This is a genomic window from Lysobacter niastensis, from assembly GCF_015453285.1.
In the GTDB taxonomy this organism is placed as follows: domain Bacteria; phylum Pseudomonadota; class Gammaproteobacteria; order Xanthomonadales; family Xanthomonadaceae; genus Lysobacter_J; species Lysobacter_J niastensis.
Window position 1 is genome coordinate 48608 of the sequence record NZ_JADLZT010000009.1, and the last position, 15211, is coordinate 63818.

Sequence of the window (15211 nt, forward strand, 5' to 3'; positions counted from 1 at the left end):
CTCACTGCCCTGCCCCGCGTTCCGCCATCAGCTCTTTTGTGGTCCATGGCGGGCGACGATCGACCGTCCGGCTACGCACGGCAGCAACGTCCGCTTCGGTCACCGGCGGCGCGTCATTACCCCACGACCCGCGGACGTGGGTGAGTACGTCGGCCACTTCGCGGTCGCTCAGATGCGAGAAGCCTGGCATCAGTCCCGAGTAGCCGATGCCGTTCACGTCGACAGGGCCGCTCAGACCGTGCAGCGTGATGGCGATGAGGCGATCGGGATCGCCATTTGCCCACGGCGATCCGGCAAGCGGTGGAAAGACCGGAAACCGCCCTTCGCCCTGGCTCTGGTGGCAACTCGCACACGAGCTCGCGTACAACCGCGCCGGCGACCGTGTCGCATCGACAACGGCAGCCCGTACGGGCGCAGACGCCTGAAGCCGGGTCAGATCCTTCGCCGGGTTTGTCCGCATCCACGGAAGAACCGCCCAGACAGCCAATCCGAGCGAAAGACTCCAAAGCGTCAAACGGTGGTCACGCATGAAAAAGGTTGACCGAGGTCAGGCGGTCATCCGGCTCGCGCGGTCGGCGCAGCGGTGGACGACTGCTTCGCTTCGGGCGTGCTCGAACTTCCCAGTCCGGGCTTCTGTGAAGCGATGTAGTAGACCGCCCAGGTCAGCAAGAGCGCGACCAGCACGAGGAAGATCTTCGGAATCGGTCGATGGAGCTCCTGCGGATCCGGGTGCTCCTGGTCGCGGCCAGCGGGTGGTTCATGGTTCTTCATCAGTTCACTCCACTCCCCTCGCCTTCGCGGATGGCCATGGCCTGCTCCTTCGCTTGGGCGGCGTTGCCGGCTTCCACGACCTCGTACTTCCGGCGCATCGCTTTCAGGTAAGCGACCAGGTCTTCCGCGTCACGCGTTGGCACGATCTTGCGCCCGGGAGGCGTGGCCGTCTTCGGCAATGGCACCGTGTATTGCCCCGGCCGGACTTCGGCGTCGACGATCGATTCAAAAAGGAACGGATATGCCGGCATCACGCTCGCCGGCACATAGGCCCGCGGTTGGTACAGATGTCCGTAGTGCCAGTCCTGCGACGGGATGCGATCGCCCACGTTGAACAGGTCGGGGCCTGTGCGCATGGTGCCGAGCAGTGTCGGCCGGTCGTAGAAATAGTCCGCAGCGACCGATGGACGTCCCCAACCGCGGGATGCATCGGCGCGACCGGCGCCGGTGGCGCTGGGCTGCTGCGTATGGCACGCCATACAGCCGTTGGAGATATAGATCTGGCGGCCGCGCAGCTCCTGGTCCGTATAGGGTTTGAGTCCCTTCGGCGGCGGCACGTCCTTGAGCTGCAGGAAGGGGGCCGCAATCATTGCTGCCGTGGCGAGCGCGAGGGTCAGCATCGCACCACCGACAAGTTTGACTTCGTTTTCCATCTCAGTGCGTCGCGGTCAGAGGGGTCGGATCGTGCGAGGTACTGCGCGCTGCGGTGGCGACGACCTGACGCTGCCTTTCGGCAGCCTTGAGTGCCAGAAAGAAGTGCACGGCGAACACGAAGTGCCCAAGCGTCATCAGCGAGCCGCCCACGCTGCGTCCGATCAGCCAGGGATGGGTCACTTTCACCGACTCGATGAAAGGCTTGGCTGCATCCAGCAAGGACAGTCCCTGCAGGACGCCGCCGATGCTGAGCATCACGATGTAGGTCGCGAAGCCGGCCACGACCAGCCAGAAATGGAGGGAGATCAACGCGGGCTTGGGCCACTTGACGTCAAGGACTCGCGGCACGGCGAAGTACATGCCGCCGAAGAGCACCATCGACACGAACCCGTACAGGCCGATGTGGGCATGGGCGACGGTGAAGTGCGTGAAATGGGTGATCGAGTTGAGCGAGCGCAGTGCTTCGAAGGACCCTTGCACCGAGGCAACCGTGTACATCATGGCACCGAACACGACGAAGCGAAGCGTGTGCGAGCGCTTGAGCGTGGCGAAGTATCCTTTCAGCGTCAGGTGCTGGTTGATCGAGAACGCCAGCACCGGGATCAGCATCATCACGCTCTGCACGATCGAAAGCGTGACCAGCCATTCGGGGATCGGTCCGCCGATCAGATGGTGGGCGCCGACCTGGCCATAGAAGAACGCAAGCGTCCAGAAGCCCAGCAGCGAAAGGTTGTATGACTGCACCGGACGGCCGATCACCTTGGGCAGGAAGTAGTAGACGCAGGCGAGCGACAACGGCGTGTAGAACAGACCGAGCACGTTGTGCCCGTACCACCAGTTCATCGTCGCCTGCTCCACGCCGAAGTGCAGGCCCGGGATGTTGGCCACGATGTACAGGATCGGGAACCAGAACAACGCGGCGCCCATGTACCAGACCGAGACATACAGGTGGTGCACCCGACGTTGGCGCAGCATGAACACCATCGGTAAGCCGATCATCATCCCGCCAATGGCGAACAGCGTGCCGATGTACCAGGGAATCTCGAGCCATTCCATGCCCGTGCTGAGTCCGTTGGCGAGGCCGACGATGCCGGTGACGAGGCCCGCGTTCCAGATGAGCGCACCGGTGATGATGAGGCGCGGAAACTGCAGCGGCGTGCGCAGAAGGCGCGGCAGCAGCCAGACGACCAGGCCCAGCAGGCCCATCGGCGCCCAGCCGTAAGCCACAACGTTCAGATGAATGGTGCGCAATCGCCCGAAGGTGAGCCATGACTGGTCCACCAGCAGGTCGGGCACATGAAGTTTGATGGAGCTCAGCAATCCGGCCGCCGAGCCCACCAGCAACCACACCACCGCGAAGGTGAACAACACGAACACTGGAACCGCCGTGGCCCGGTCCGCGGTTGCACGGTCGCGCAGTTCGGCCTGCTGTGCGGCGTCACGGGGCTCGAGGCGCGAGATGCCGTTTGCGGGGTCATCGAAGCGGCCGATCTCTTCCGGGGCGAAGATCACGCCGGCGCCGCTGGATTCCTGATCGAAGAGTCCCTTGCGCAGGGACCAGATGAAAGCGAACAGGCCGCCAATCGAAAGGAGGAACGTGGCGAGCAATAAAGCGGTGGGGTTCATTTGGTTACTCGGTGTACCCGGACCTTTCAAGGCGCGGCGCAGCGTACGCCTGCGCTATCGGGTTAGTAAGGCGCAGATGACCTCGTCGAAAACCGGATCAGTTCGCCGATCAGAACGCACGCTCGGAGACGCCATCGGCGCCGGCACGCGCAGCGCGGGCGCCTCGCAGCAACATTTCGGAGCCTCATTCTTCCGTGGTGTGGAAGAAAGCATTTCGCCGTGCGCTCTTTCTGCGACTGATCGACGCGAGTAGCTTCGAATCGCAGGCCACTCGCCGAACGAGCGTGCTTGCCGACACTCTCCTGAGGAAGCTTCATGAACATCCCCCGCACTCACGTCCTGCGCGAAGCGCGCAGCCAAAGAAACCCGCCTGCAATCCGCATCGGGGGCTCGCCATGAATGCTCTCCTGGCCAATGTCATCGATGCCCATGGCGGGCTGACTCGCTGGAAGCGGCATGACGCCCTTTCCGCCACGATTGTTACAGGCGGCGGATTCTGGCCCCTCAAGGGACTCCTCCAGGATCCGACGCCCCGGACGGTCCGGGTATCACTCCATGAGGAGCGTGCTTCGGTCGCCCCGTTTGGAAGACCAGAGTGGAAAACCGCGTTCACGGCGGATCGCGTTGCCATCGAAACCGTCGACGGCGAGGTGGTTCGGGAACGCCTGGACCCGAGAGGGGCGTTCGAAGGTCATGGCATGACCACGCCGTGGGATCCGCTTCACCGCGCCTACTTCAGTGGATACGCGATGTGGACATATCTGTCCGCACCCTTCTCCTTGGCCATGCCGGGTTTCGAGGCCGAGGAGATCGACCCGTGGAAAGACGGCGATGAAACATGGCGCGGCCTGCGCATGAGCTTTCCAGGCCACATCGCCAGCCACAGTGCGCGGCAGGACTTCTACTTCGGCCCCGACTTCCTGCTGCGCAGGCATGACTACCAGGTCGACGTTGCCGGTGGCTTTGGCGCCGTGCAGTACGTCCACGATATCGTCGACGTGGATGGGCTGAAGTTTCCGAGCCGGCGCCGGGTGTATCTACGTGGACCCGATCTGCATCCGGTGCGTGATCTGCTGATGGTCTCGATCGATCTGAGTCGCTTCCGCCTGGAGTGAAAGGCGTCTCCCGCCGAGATCCGAGTCGAGCAGCCTTACGAGCCGTAGAAGAACTGCTCGTGCACGATCTTGCCGTCGCGAACGCGATACACGCAGATTTCGTTGATCTGTGAGCGACCCATGCCCTTGAAGGTCGCATCCACTGTCATCGCGACGCTGAACCAGTCACCCGCGATCACCGGGTCGCTGCAGCCGGCGCTGTGGACCTCCTCGACGCCCTCTGCGAACTTGCGGCTCTTCTCGAATATGGCCGGAAGGCCCGTGGCATTGCCGAGCGATCCCGCCGGGGCCCACGGCGGTTCGATGCTGATGGCGTCTTGTGCATACAGTTCGCGCTGCGCCTGTTCGTACTGCGCGGCGCGGCACAACTCGACCAGGCGCTTGGCTACAGATTCGATGTTCATTGTGATGGCCATGACGGGATGGTTGGAAAGCATGCAACGGGCGATAGCAGTGGCACAAAGGCATCGACCGGTTCGTCGAACCGCCAGACAGTCTTGATTATCGTGCTGCGCCAATAGCTCCCGTGTTGCATCACCCGGGAGGGTGATCATCGGTGATGTCGCGCTCGCGAAAGATGCTTTAGCACTGCCCGACGGCCACATTTCTTCCAGAACACGAAAGACAGACCGCCGAACAGCGCGGATTTTCTTGTGTGCCCCGGGCTCCTAGATTGCCTGGGTCGGCGCCACTGGCCCGATCAGCACACGCCAAGCGAGTTTCCGCGCTCCATCCAGAACAGGTTCATCTCCATGCCAATGATCGACGCATTCATCCCGGAACATGCCCTCACTCCTGACGCGGAAGCGCGCCTTCTCAAGGAGCTGACCGATATCCTCATCAGAGCAGAAGGCTACGATCCGGGTAGTTCAAATGCACAACGGATCTCCGTGCTTCACCTGCATCGCCCCGCAGCAGTCTTCGTCGGAGGCGAGCCTTCAAAGTTGCCGCGCTACCGCATCATCCCGTTTGCGCCCGAAGGCCAGTACACCGACGAATCGCGTGCGACCGTTGTCAGGGAAATCACCGAGGCGGTCGCTCGTGCCGAGAACACGCCTTTCGATGAGATCGCGCCCCGCGTATGGGTCTTTCCGACAGAAGTTCCCGACGGCCAATGGGGTGCTAAGGGAATCATTCTCCGGCTACCCGATATTCACGCCATGCTCGCCGGGGAAGACAGGCGGAGCGAAGGCGAGGAACGGCTCGCGCGACGGCGCAGCGAAAAGGCGCTGGGCCTGGGAATAGTTCGAGCGACCGACAAGTGAGCGTGCGCGTCGATGGGCAGACGATATGCAACACGTCAGCGCCACATCGTCATCACAGCCCTCGACGGCAAACCTGATCTATCCTAGCCAGCGCCTCGTTACGCAGAGACTGCGCGCATTCTCTGGACTTCGCGATTCAGAGACTAAGAGAGAAGCTTGGCTGACCACGGTCAGAGGCTGTCTCGAGGGCAGGCCCCCAAGGAGCCCAACCCTCTGAGATGAGCTTCAGTAATCCCAGTCGCTCGGTACAAAACGAAACGCGTCACCGGCGACCGCCACCCGGCCCAGGGATGGGAACGGTAAGTGACAGGCCACCACCGGCTCACCGGTTGCCGCCAGTTCCTGCATGAGACGGACCCGGACACGAACCGCCTCTTCGGGGTCGTGGTCGAAAGCGTTATGCCACTCTGGATGATCGAAGTGATCCGGAAACACGGAGTCCCCGAGGCACGTCAGCCGCTCGCCGCCGGACGCAAGGCGGACCACGCTGTGCCCGGGGGTGTGGCCTCCGGTGCGACGCACGACCACCCCCGGCGCCACCTCGTGCTCCGCCTCGAATGGACGAAGCTGGCTGCGGTACTTTTCCACGAACCGCTCTTCGGCCGAGCGGAGCACGTCCGGAAACCCGCCGAAAGTGTTGCGGGAGAAATCGGGCGACGCCCAGAACTCGAGCTCGGCGGCCGCCACGTGGATCGGCACGCCAGGACGCAGCCGCCCCCCCAGTCCGTCGGCAAGCAGCCCTCCAACGTGGTCCACGTGCAGGTGGGTAATCACCACGTCGGTCACGGATGAGGGATCGATGCCGGCGGCGTCCAATCGCGAGGCCAACCGTCCAACTCCCGGGGAGTCAGGGAACTCCGCCCCTACCCCAGAGTCGATGAGTACGGTCCGCCCGCCGCTACGCACCACGACCACGTTCAGTGGCCACTTGTACGCGTCTGGAGACTGAAATCTGTCGCGCAGCCATGCCGCCAGATCCGACGGGGCGGCATTGGTGGCCAACGTCTCGGCTGGCAGTGAAAACACTCCATCGCTGATCACCAGCACTTCAATATCGCCGACTCGCAGCGCGTAACGGGAAGGGACCAGATCATCGGGCCGGCTAACGGAACGCGCGGTGGTATTCACGAAAGACATGAGGAAATCTCCACGACTAGCGCCCGACCGGCCGGGCCAAACCAGTCGGACGCTGGCTGCTGTTTGCCGTTGAGCACCCAGGGTTGCCGGGTGCGCTTCACGGCAGAAGGCCCTATGGACCGAGCATGGTTAGCTTCACCAGACGCATCAAGGCCTCCTGCCCTGTTCATTGATTCCTGGCGTGAACCACGGTGCGGTCAACACCGGTCCTACCGGAATGGCCTGATCGAACAATACGCTGCGGGTGTGCTCGCTCGCCTTCTTAGTTAACGCATGACATACCCAATCGTAAGCCACGCAATCGAGTCACGTCCGCGAGATGCCGTGCCATTGATCGACGTGCGTGCTGGCATGCTCTCTGGATACACCGCTGGTGCTGCCTCGCCTAGAGAGCCGAACAAGGCACCACGATGAATGCGATGACCCAGGTTCCGGTGGACCGCCTCAGTTCACTGCCATCGAGCTTCTCGGCCAGTTACTCGGGCGTCATGGCATTCATCGCAGTGGCACACGAAGGCAGCTTCGCGCGAGCGTCCGATCGCCTGGGGGTCGGCCGTTCGGCGGTAAGTCGAAGCATCCAGAAACTGGAGAGTCAACTGGGCACACGTCTGTTCTCACGAACCACGCGTTCCACCACGCTCACCACCGAAGGCGAACGGTTCTTCGAGAACTGCCTGCCCGGTGTTGATCGCATCCTGCAGGCTCTGGAGGAAATGCGCGACTTGCGCGATGGCCCACCGCGCGGGCAACTTCGGATCAGTTCGCCGCACGGCTTCGGACGCAAGGTCCTGGCTCCACTGATGAACGAGTTCCGCAAGCTCTATCCGGAGATCGCCATCGAGCTGATGCTGGACGAACGGGTGGTCGACTTGACGGCCGACCGCGTCGACGTGGCCTTCCGCGACGGCCGGCTGAGCGACTGTCAGGTGATCGCCAAGCAGTTGATTCCCAGGCAGATGCTCGTCTGCGCGTCGCCCGCTTACGCACGCCGGTATGGGCTGCCCGCCACCATCGAAGACCTGAAGTCGCACACGTGCATCAACCGGAGGCTGCCTAACGGTCGGCTGTTGTGCTGGGATTTCAAGGTCAATGGCCTCGCACACCCCGTCACGCCGCAAGGCGATATCGTGCTCAACGATGACGACCTGATGATGAGCGCCGTGCGGAACGGTCGCGGGCTGGCGCAGCTACCGGAGTTCCAGGTCTCCGAAGCGTTGCGAAAAGGTGAGTTGGTGACCTGTCTCTGCGAGTTCGCAGCCGACGATCAGGGACATTACCTGTGCTACTTGAGCCGGCGGCAACTGCCCAAGCGCATTCGTGTCTTCATCGACTACATCACCACCCGCGTCCGCGCCTTGAATCTGGCTTGCGTGACGGAAATGGCCCGCTTCCACACAAGCCGGGCGCACGATGCGGATGCACCGAACGCTAGCGATGGAATCACAGGCTGAAGCTCGTATCCGTGCATGGTTCGAATGTCGTGCATTCGGGCCAATGCCTAGGTGCAGGCGATGATCAGCTCCTGGCATCGCCAGAGTTAACGCAGACTCTGCGCGTAGCCCGAGCCTGCGGACCCCAGCCAGCCGCGCATCGCCTGAGCAGCGCGATACCTGACAACCTTGACCCACGATCCACGACACATATGAACACACTGCCCTCCTCCACGGACCTCCTGGACAAGTACTACGGCGATGAAGCGCAAGCGCTCTTCACCAGCCGCGTTCGCGTGACCTCGGGCGAGGCTGGGCACGGATGGTTCTCCGGTCTCGTCAGGTCGGATGACGGTGCGCTTGACCTGAACCTGCGCCTGCACAGCGCACTCGGTGGCCCGGGCGGCGGCACCAATCCGGAGCAACTGCTCGCGGCCAGCTATGCCGCCTGTTTCCACGGCGCCTTGTCGCTGCTGGCAAACCGCGCCGGCGTCGCGCTCACGGAATTGACCGTCGATGCCGCGGTGACGCTCGCCCGCGACCCGATTGATGGGCTCTACCTGCTGTCGGCCGACATTCGGGCAAACCTCCCCGGTCTTGATCGCGCGCTTGCCGCGCAACTGGTGCGCAACACTGAGCGCTTCTGCCCCTTCGCGAAGATGTTCCGACATGGCATCGATCACGTGGTGGCGGTCACGACCGAATCGGAAGCGGGGTCGTCGCACTTCGGACAAGATCACGCCTAACCTCGTCTCACCTATTTCAAGCCATCCACGCATACGGCATTCCGTCGTCGATGCATGAAGCGAGAGGACTGTTGCATCCCTCCCCGGGGCGGCTTACTCGCGTCGGCGTGGCTTAGGGGCACCACCGAGGCCGCAACCGAGGCGACCCCACAGTTCGCCATCGCCTTCAGAACGCGTGACTGACGGTGAGGCTGCCAAAGACTGGCGTCTCCTGCTGCCCGTCGAACTCACGCGTGCCGTGGTATCGGGCTAGCGCGAACTTCCATCGGTGCCGCATTAGCACCACGCCGTATCCGAGGTTCGCGACAACGTGGCGCTTGTCGACGCTGGGACTGTCACGCCAGGTATTTCCGTCCAGGGTGATGTCCAGGAGTACCCAGCGCGTATCAAAAGTCACGAACAGATGCGCGCCGGGTACGTACTGACTCCGCGCATCGCGCGTCGGTGCCGTGTTTTCGCCGGCTGGACGCATCGGAGTGCTTCCGAAGTCGTCCGGAAGGTTCACGCCGAAGCGGAACTCCGCGCCGGTATTGAGGTAGGTCGCCAGGTTGCCAAAGCTACCGCCGTAGTGGGCGATGGTGTCCCATCCCCAGCCTCCTACGCCGTTATCGGTGGAGAAGCGGCGCATGCGTTCGTGGACGAGGCGGAAGACCAACTCGTTCTCCAGCTGGTTGCCCCAGCCCCGGAACTTGTCTGCACCAATGAGCTGATGCACGCCGTTCTGGGCTTGCTTGCCCATCGCCGCCGGCCCGACGATGCCGACCTGCAGCTGCGTGGTGCGCAGCTGGTCGCCTTCGCGTGCGTTGTAGCCAGATCCCATCACCAACACGCCGGCATACGGGCGGTCATCTTCTATCAGTTCGCTGCGACTGAAGTCGGTCGGCGTGTAGATCCTATGCGTTAAGGTCGAGATCATGTTGAGCTGGTCGAACGATTTCGGATGCAACACGCCCAGGTAGCGGTTCGCCAACTTGGCGAGGCGCGGGATGCAAGGATCGTCTGTGTAGTCGCGCAGGTTGGGCGATACCAGCGTCAGCTGCACGCCATTGGTATAGCCCTGGTCCTGCCCGCCGGCCATGTCATTGTCGACACGAAGGTTGATGATCGGACGAGGGCGACCGCTGGTGCACGCTTCGCGCCCTTGCGCCTGGGCAGGTAAGAAAAGACAAAGCGAGAGCGCAGCGGCTGTCTGCAGCCACTTGGCGACGGGATCAGAATGCATACGTTCCGACTATGAAGTCCCGGCTTGTTTGAGCTACGGCCGAAACCTGTCTTGGATAGGTGCTTCTTGCCCGCCGTATCGTCGAGGTGCTGATCGGTTAGGCGGAGGGGGACGCTGAGCCGACATAGGAGGCTGTGCACGACGGCAAGTGCACTCACTTACAGCTGCCTCGACGAACGACACCCGTCGGTACCTATTCCGGCGGACAAGAAGCATTGACGCTTTACTCAGCCCTGATCACCCAGGTCAACATCGGAATCCAAGGCTCAAGGCTGAGAGGACAGGCGACAGGTTAGGTTTACCCTCGTGCCATGGGTAGCCCCAGTGCGGGATGCATTGTGTTGTCCGGCGCGCAATAGAAGAGACCGGCGTTTCGCTGATTGGTATCCCGTCGTTGCCATCGCGGGATCCACCCTCTGATGCATTTCAGTCAACAGCCTGCACACATCGTTGTGGCTACAGCCGCCACTCCCGACCTCCTAGGATCCGGGTCTGTCGAAACGGCTGAACAGAGCGATGGCTACAGACAACATCACGACAGCGCCGGAGCATGTGAGCAGGCGGAATGAGATCGTGCAAAACGTGGCAGACGCGCTTCGGGACAGCCACGGCGCAACAAGCATTGGTGCACTCCTTGCGAGCGCCTCTGTTTCACGGGAGGAAGTCGAACGCGAACTCGGAAGCAACGAGGCGCTCATATCCGCCGTCGCGGAGACCATCGCGCAGCGGCTCATGGTGCCCCTCACCGAGCCTCCGACCGAAGCGTCATTCATCCGTCAGCTTGTCGAATTCTCCCGACGCGCGACGCATGAATATTCTGGCCTGCGGGTGAAGCGTCTCTATCGGATCCTGGTGGCCGATACCACCCACGAGCCCGCGATCAAGGGTGCGGTCTACAGGCACGGACCGGAGCTGGTTCGCAGGGAACTGGCCCGCTTTTTCGCATCAGCACAGTCGGCCGGCGTCAGGCTGGGAGTCGACAGCTCTCTGCTTGCCACCTACTTCATGGCGTTTCTGAGGAGCTATTGGGACCTCTCGGACATGTCAGGAGCGACAACTGGTGCCCCCAGCGATCACGAAATCGGCAAGCTCGTCGAGGTGTTCTTTTCAGGTGTTCAGGCGGAGACGAAGGATGCTTAGGTCCCTCGCCAGGACATTCGCCGACGATTCCGGTCTGTCCGCCATCGGCCGGCCATTCGTGCGCAAGACCGTTCCTATCGCCTGCACACCGAGGACAGAAACGATCGAAACAAACGCCAACGGCTCTCCATTGTCGATTCCACCCGCAACCTGGCTCATCTGTTTCGTGCCGGGATTGCGACATCAATGGTGGCACCGGTTCGCCGATACCAGGCACAAACATGTGTTCGCCCTGAGACCGCTCGGCGATGGCACATGGCTATTGGTAGAACCCTGGTGGACGCGAATGATGGTGAGCGTGCTGACACTGGACGAAGCCGTGAGATTCCTGCGATGGGGCGCCATGGGCGACATCCTGAGGGTGCGCGAGTCGATTCCGGGGCGCGGCAGCCAGTTCCGGGGTTGGGCGAACTGCAGCGTGCTCGTGTCGTTCCTGCTCGGTCGGTCCTATTGGACCTGGACACCCAACGGCCTATACCGGAAGCTGCTGGCAGAACCCGACGTCAAAGCGTTGGACTTGGCCTGCTTCCTGAAGACTCACCTCCTGGAGGAAGTGGGCAAGCACGAAAACGTTGCCCTGAAGGCGATCCCGGCACGGCGCCATGAACAGCTCGAGGAAGTGCTGCTCGAGCTTGGGACGGCCCTCGTTACGGCAATGGTGTCCCCCCCTGCCGTCGGGCTGCACAAGGCCGCAATCTCCGAATGTGTCCGCTTCGATCGCGCTGTCGCTGCCTACTGGGCATCCGGTCCCGAGCGGGCCGCAGCGCGCATCCGGAAAATCTTGCTCGATGCAAGGCAACGAGGTGAGATCGGCTTCGACGATTGCAGGACCGCCGCGCGTCGGTTCCTGGCCATGCTGCAGGGCAACTTTCACATGGAGATTGTCTTTGGCCTTCGCGCTGCACCCTGCGCGAAGGAGGTCCGCGACCATGTCACGTTCGCCGTTGCCGTCTTTCTGCGCGGCGCGCATCCGCCAGGCGCGTCCAGGGAGAACACCACGCGTTGTCGATCGCTCACCGATGGCAACGCAGCACCCGTCGCTCAAGGGCTGATCCGCGAAGTCGGCGAGTCGATTCGTGAGATCGTGCGCGGCGACGACTGGGAATCGGTGGCGGACTGGGCCGAGACGGTGTGGAGTGACTATGTAGCCTGCACGGGACTCACCTGGGAGCAGGCCTCGGGACGCATCCGTCGGGCATGGGAGTCCTGTAGCGCAGCGAGTTCTTGCTCCTCCCCGGGATGATCCCGCTTCGCAAGCTGCCGCCCATCACGGCAGCTTGCGAGCGGCCCATCACCGCGCCAAGCCTCCGGGGCTGAGAGCGATGCGATGAGCGCACCACGTTCCTTCGCTGGGTGGGGACCATGGATGGCCACAAGTTCGAGAGCTTGGAGGTGATCGTGGACGACGAGCAGGGCCTGATTGTGGAGCGTACTATTGCTCTACGACCGTATCCGGCTCTGAAGCTGTTCCGCGACGCCATGTATGAACGCCTCAAGGACAAGCTGCCGCCCGATGTTTGGGACTATCCGGCCGAGGCTTGAGCTCCCGGTGTTGCGGTACTGCAGCAGCATCTCTTGAGGATGCCGATGATGTTGTCCCAATCCTTGCAGCACTACTGGAGCGGCGAGTTTCTCGTCGCCAATGGCCTCATCGGCCTGAACCTGCTCGGCGCGCTGTTGCTGGGCATGCTCGTGGGCTACGAACGTTCCTACCAAGGCCGGGCAGCCGGCATGCGCACCTATGGCCTGGTATGCATGGCATCCACCGCCCTGATCGTGTTCTTGGGATATGCACCGTTGTGGTATGGGGGTTCGGGTGCTCCGGCCTCCGTCGACCCTACGCGCGTAGTGCAGGGCATCGTCACCGGAATAGGTTTTCTCTGCGCAGGCGTGATCATGAAGGATGGCCTGAGTATCCGGGGCCTGACTACAGCGGCTTCCATCTGGGCAGTTTCTGCCGTAGGCATACTGCTCGGTGTCGGCTTCTATGCCGCCGCCCTTCTACTCGCCCTGCTGTGCGCGCTCTCCATGTCGCTGCTGCACCGCCTTGAAGCACGCCTGCCGGGACGCGCCACGCTGGACATCACGGTGACCTTCCGCCAAGACTTCAAGCCCGATCTGGAGGCAGTGGCAAAGCTTGCCCACGCGCGGGGCTACCAGGTCCTGCGCGACAGTCTGTCCATCACGTTCGCCGACAACCAGCCCGTGTGGCGCTTTGCTGCCGTAGCCATAGAAAGATCCAGGGCCCTGTCCCCTGCGATGCTCGCCCAAGAACTTTCTGTTTCCGTGGGCATCGCCAGATTCAGCATCACGCCCGTTCGTAGCTGAGGACAGAACCTACGGAGCTTGATTTGCGCTGGCTCGCTGATCGATTCCCGGCCATGCCCATGGCAGTCACACCAGCAGGCAGTTCGTTGTAGACGCGACCAACGCCTTCGAGGTTTCTTCGTTTAGGCCACTCGCCATCGCGTGCTCCCAGAATCGCCGCTTCGATCGCATGAAAGCTTGTTACAGCAGTCCCAGCTGAGTGGCTTTCAGCGTCGCGGCGGCACGGGTTGAGCAGTCCAGCTTGCGGAATACGCTCTCAACATGTGTGCGCACGGTGCTGGGACTGATGGACAGCTTCTGCGCGACTTGCTTGTTGCTCGCGCCCAAGCTGATCCAGCGCAGGATCTCGCGCTCGCGTTCCGAGAGCAGACCGGCCGATGGTGTGGCCGACGACTTGGCAGTCGTCGACCGCGGCTTGTCGACCAGGGCGCGAACGGCGTCGAGGTCGTAGCGTCCCGCGGCGGCCTCAGCCTTGAGCATGTCGCCTGCGGCAGCCTCAGAGTACGCCTCGCGCCAAGGGCGCGCGGCTCGCAGCGCTACAAGCGCCGCTGCCGCGGCGAGGATGCGCCCCTCCACGGGGAAGTTGGCGTCCTTCGCTTCGCGGAAGTAGCCGGAGCCATCTGGCCGCTCGTACGCGTACGACGCGACTTCCGCCTCGCCGGCGAGCGAGCCGATCTGCCGCGCCGCCCGGCCAGTCCAGTACGGCGCCAAGCGAACGCGCTCCCACGACGATTCTGCGAGGCGGCCCGGTGTGTCCCAGACCATGTTGGGCACTGACGCTCGCCCCATGCCGTGTATTAGCGCAGCGCGATACAGCCGCTGCTGACGCATTTCGTCCAGGCCGAGCTGACGCGCTGCATTGCGCGCCAGTTGGGCAACCTGTCGTGAGTATCCGGTCATCCAGGGCAACTTGAGATCGATCACGTCTGCCAGTATCTCCAGCGACGTCGTGCGGTCGGCAAAGTTCGCGTCCAGTGAGCAAGCGCCACTCAGCGTCGGATCGTTGTCGAGCGCCGCGAGCCATTGCCGGGCGTGCGCCAGCACTACATCGGCGAGTTCGCGCGGATACAGCACCTCGGCACGCTCGCCGATGAGACGGCACGCCTGATCGAAGCCATAGAGCCGGTTGAAGATGTCGAGGTCGCCGGCCAACGAGGCCATGTAGACGGCCATCGGAACCTGGTCGCCGCGCAGGCCATCCGGCGCGCCCGTTCCGTCTTGGCTTTCGAACAGATGACGCAACGCAAACTCGGTGTCGTCGTCGAGGCCCAGCTGCCCCGCGATGTCGCCCGATACTTCGCAGTGGATGCGCGACAGCGAAAGGAACGCCGATCCCTTGTTACGGGTGCCGGAACGAAAGCTGCTCCCGGAGGACTGCATGGCAAGCAGTGCCTTGCGTCCACTCACGTCATCTCCGAACAACTGGGCGAACTCCGGCGCGTTCGCCGTGCAGCCGGACCAGCGCAACAGCGCGACCGCCATGGCGCGTGAGCACGCCGCCTTGCTTGCACCCGATTCATGGGCAAGCTGCCCGGTAATCCAGGCGGCGCGTGGCGAGTGATCGGTGGGCTGCCCCATGGCGAGATCACCGACGAATGCCAGCGACCGGATCACGTCCAGCAAGGGGACGGAGGAATCGTCCACGGCCTTCATTACCTCTGCACGGGGTGGAGGGGAAGTCTATCCCCGCCCTTCCCGCTCGGGCCTCGGTCATTCAACCGATGGTGCGCGCGAGGGCCCGACGGCAATCTGCGCCACAAGGCTGGATCGCCAGCCC

Annotated in this window: 16 protein-coding genes; 8 read left to right on the forward strand and 8 right to left on the reverse strand. The window is 62.9% G+C overall.

The window, feature by feature from the left end:
• Window position 1 precedes the first annotated feature (1 nt).
• The 4 genes from IU514_RS15480 to IU514_RS15495 are packed head-to-tail and all read right to left on the reverse strand — an operon-like array spanning window position 2 to window position 3051.
• On the reverse strand, window positions 2-529 hold the full coding sequence (locus tag IU514_RS15480) for a c-type cytochrome (RefSeq protein ID WP_194932048.1): 528 nt from the start codon (window positions 527-529) through the stop codon (window positions 2-4).
• Between the two features lie 26 nt (window positions 530-555).
• Window positions 556-771 carry a hypothetical protein gene (locus IU514_RS15485; RefSeq protein WP_194932049.1) on the reverse strand — a complete coding sequence of 72 codons (216 nt, stop codon included), beginning with the start codon at window positions 769-771 and terminating at the stop codon, window positions 556-558.
• The gene (locus IU514_RS15490) at window positions 771-1424 is read right to left on the reverse strand and encodes a cbb3-type cytochrome c oxidase subunit II (protein WP_194932050.1); all 654 of its coding nucleotides are present in this window, start codon (window positions 1422-1424) and stop codon (window positions 771-773) included. The genes IU514_RS15485 and IU514_RS15490 overlap by 1 nt, the downstream gene beginning before the upstream one ends.
• 1 nt (window position 1425) lies before the next feature.
• Complete coding sequence (locus IU514_RS15495) at window positions 1426-3051, reverse strand: cbb3-type cytochrome c oxidase subunit I (protein ID WP_194932051.1); 1626 nt, start codon at window positions 3049-3051, stop codon at window positions 1426-1428.
• A 395-nt stretch (window positions 3052-3446) separates the two neighbouring features.
• Between IU514_RS15495 and IU514_RS15500 the strand changes: the two genes are divergently transcribed.
• A complete protein-coding gene (locus IU514_RS15500) occupies window positions 3447-4166 on the forward strand; it encodes a hypothetical protein (RefSeq protein ID WP_194932052.1) in 720 nt (239 codons plus the stop codon).
• A gap of 35 nt (window positions 4167-4201) precedes the next feature.
• Here the strand turns inward: IU514_RS15500 and IU514_RS15505 are convergent, their stop codons facing one another.
• A complete protein-coding gene (locus IU514_RS15505) occupies window positions 4202-4570 on the reverse strand; it encodes a nuclear transport factor 2 family protein (protein ID WP_194932053.1) in 369 nt (122 codons plus the stop codon).
• A 348-nt stretch (window positions 4571-4918) separates the two neighbouring features.
• Here IU514_RS15505 and IU514_RS15510 point away from each other — a divergent pair, with 348 nt between their 5' ends.
• Complete coding sequence (locus IU514_RS15510) at window positions 4919-5431, forward strand: tautomerase family protein (protein WP_194932054.1); 513 nt, start codon at window positions 4919-4921, stop codon at window positions 5429-5431.
• Between the two features lie 225 nt (window positions 5432-5656).
• Here the strand turns inward: IU514_RS15510 and IU514_RS15515 are convergent, their stop codons facing one another.
• Window positions 5657-6568 carry an MBL fold metallo-hydrolase gene (locus IU514_RS15515; RefSeq protein WP_194932055.1) on the reverse strand — a complete coding sequence of 304 codons (912 nt, stop codon included), beginning with the start codon at window positions 6566-6568 and terminating at the stop codon, window positions 5657-5659.
• Window positions 6569-6978: 410 nt separating this feature from the next.
• Between IU514_RS15515 and IU514_RS15520 the strand changes: the two genes are divergently transcribed.
• A complete protein-coding gene (locus tag IU514_RS15520; RefSeq protein WP_194932056.1) occupies window positions 6979-8019 on the forward strand; it encodes a LysR substrate-binding domain-containing protein in 1041 nt (346 codons plus the stop codon).
• A gap of 191 nt (window positions 8020-8210) precedes the next feature.
• On the forward strand, window positions 8211-8744 hold the full coding sequence (locus IU514_RS15525; RefSeq protein WP_194932057.1) for an Ohr family peroxiredoxin: 534 nt from the start codon (window positions 8211-8213) through the stop codon (window positions 8742-8744).
• Between the two features lie 166 nt (window positions 8745-8910).
• Here the strand turns inward: IU514_RS15525 and IU514_RS15530 are convergent, their stop codons facing one another.
• Window positions 8911-9966, reverse strand: a complete 1056-nt coding sequence (locus IU514_RS15530) for a lipid A deacylase LpxR family protein (protein WP_194932058.1) — start codon at window positions 9964-9966, stop codon at window positions 8911-8913.
• A gap of 516 nt (window positions 9967-10482) precedes the next feature.
• Between IU514_RS15530 and IU514_RS15535 the strand changes: the two genes are divergently transcribed.
• From IU514_RS15535 to IU514_RS15550, 4 genes are all read left to right on the forward strand, one after another.
• Window positions 10483-11106: a TetR/AcrR family transcriptional regulator C-terminal domain-containing protein gene (locus IU514_RS15535; protein ID WP_194932059.1), complete on the forward strand. Its 624-nt coding sequence runs from the start codon at window positions 10483-10485 to the stop codon at window positions 11104-11106.
• Entirely contained in the window at window positions 11099-12349 is a 1251-nt protein-coding gene (locus tag IU514_RS15540; protein WP_194932060.1) for a TetR/AcrR family transcriptional regulator C-terminal domain-containing protein, read from the forward strand. The genes IU514_RS15535 and IU514_RS15540 overlap by 8 nt, the downstream gene beginning before the upstream one ends.
• Before the next feature lie 119 nt (window positions 12350-12468).
• The gene (locus tag IU514_RS15545) at window positions 12469-12648 is read left to right on the forward strand and encodes a hypothetical protein (RefSeq protein ID WP_194932061.1); all 180 of its coding nucleotides are present in this window, start codon (window positions 12469-12471) and stop codon (window positions 12646-12648) included.
• A gap of 48 nt (window positions 12649-12696) precedes the next feature.
• Window positions 12697-13434, forward strand: a complete 738-nt coding sequence (locus IU514_RS15550) for an MgtC/SapB family protein (RefSeq protein WP_194932062.1) — start codon at window positions 12697-12699, stop codon at window positions 13432-13434.
• Between the two features lie 180 nt (window positions 13435-13614).
• Here the strand turns inward: IU514_RS15550 and IU514_RS15555 are convergent, their stop codons facing one another.
• On the reverse strand, window positions 13615-15087 hold the full coding sequence (locus IU514_RS15555; protein ID WP_194932063.1) for an HD domain-containing phosphohydrolase: 1473 nt from the start codon (window positions 15085-15087) through the stop codon (window positions 13615-13617).
• Window positions 15088-15211: the final 124 nt, after the last annotated feature.

Excerpts from the sequence above, each read along its gene's own strand:
- IU514_RS15480 (WP_194932048.1), bottom strand. The coding sequence starts at position 529 with ATGCGTGACCACCGTTTGACGCTTTGGAGTCTTTCGCTCGGATTGGCT.
- IU514_RS15485 (WP_194932049.1), bottom strand. The coding sequence starts at position 771 with ATGAAGAACCATGAACCACCCGCTGGCCGCGACCAGGAGCACCCGGAT.
- IU514_RS15490 (WP_194932050.1), bottom strand. The coding sequence starts at position 1,424 with ATGGAAAACGAAGTCAAACTTGTCGGTGGTGCGATGCTGACCCTCGCG.
- IU514_RS15495 (WP_194932051.1), bottom strand. The coding sequence starts at position 3,051 with ATGAACCCCACCGCTTTATTGCTCGCCACGTTCCTCCTTTCGATTGGC.
- IU514_RS15500 (WP_194932052.1), top strand. The coding sequence starts at position 3,447 with ATGAATGCTCTCCTGGCCAATGTCATCGATGCCCATGGCGGGCTGACT.
- IU514_RS15505 (WP_194932053.1), bottom strand. The coding sequence starts at position 4,570 with ATGAACATCGAATCTGTAGCCAAGCGCCTGGTCGAGTTGTGCCGCGCC.
- IU514_RS15510 (WP_194932054.1), top strand. The coding sequence starts at position 4,919 with ATGCCAATGATCGACGCATTCATCCCGGAACATGCCCTCACTCCTGAC.
- IU514_RS15515 (WP_194932055.1), bottom strand. The coding sequence starts at position 6,568 with ATGTCTTTCGTGAATACCACCGCGCGTTCCGTTAGCCGGCCCGATGAT.
- IU514_RS15520 (WP_194932056.1), top strand. The coding sequence starts at position 6,979 with ATGAATGCGATGACCCAGGTTCCGGTGGACCGCCTCAGTTCACTGCCA.
- IU514_RS15525 (WP_194932057.1), top strand. The coding sequence starts at position 8,211 with ATGAACACACTGCCCTCCTCCACGGACCTCCTGGACAAGTACTACGGC.
- IU514_RS15530 (WP_194932058.1), bottom strand. The coding sequence starts at position 9,966 with ATGCATTCTGATCCCGTCGCCAAGTGGCTGCAGACAGCCGCTGCGCTC.
- IU514_RS15535 (WP_194932059.1), top strand. The coding sequence starts at position 10,483 with ATGGCTACAGACAACATCACGACAGCGCCGGAGCATGTGAGCAGGCGG.
- IU514_RS15540 (WP_194932060.1), top strand. The coding sequence starts at position 11,099 with ATGCTTAGGTCCCTCGCCAGGACATTCGCCGACGATTCCGGTCTGTCC.
- IU514_RS15545 (WP_194932061.1), top strand. The coding sequence starts at position 12,469 with ATGGATGGCCACAAGTTCGAGAGCTTGGAGGTGATCGTGGACGACGAG.
- IU514_RS15550 (WP_194932062.1), top strand. The coding sequence starts at position 12,697 with ATGTTGTCCCAATCCTTGCAGCACTACTGGAGCGGCGAGTTTCTCGTC.
- IU514_RS15555 (WP_194932063.1), bottom strand. The coding sequence starts at position 15,087 with ATGAAGGCCGTGGACGATTCCTCCGTCCCCTTGCTGGACGTGATCCGG.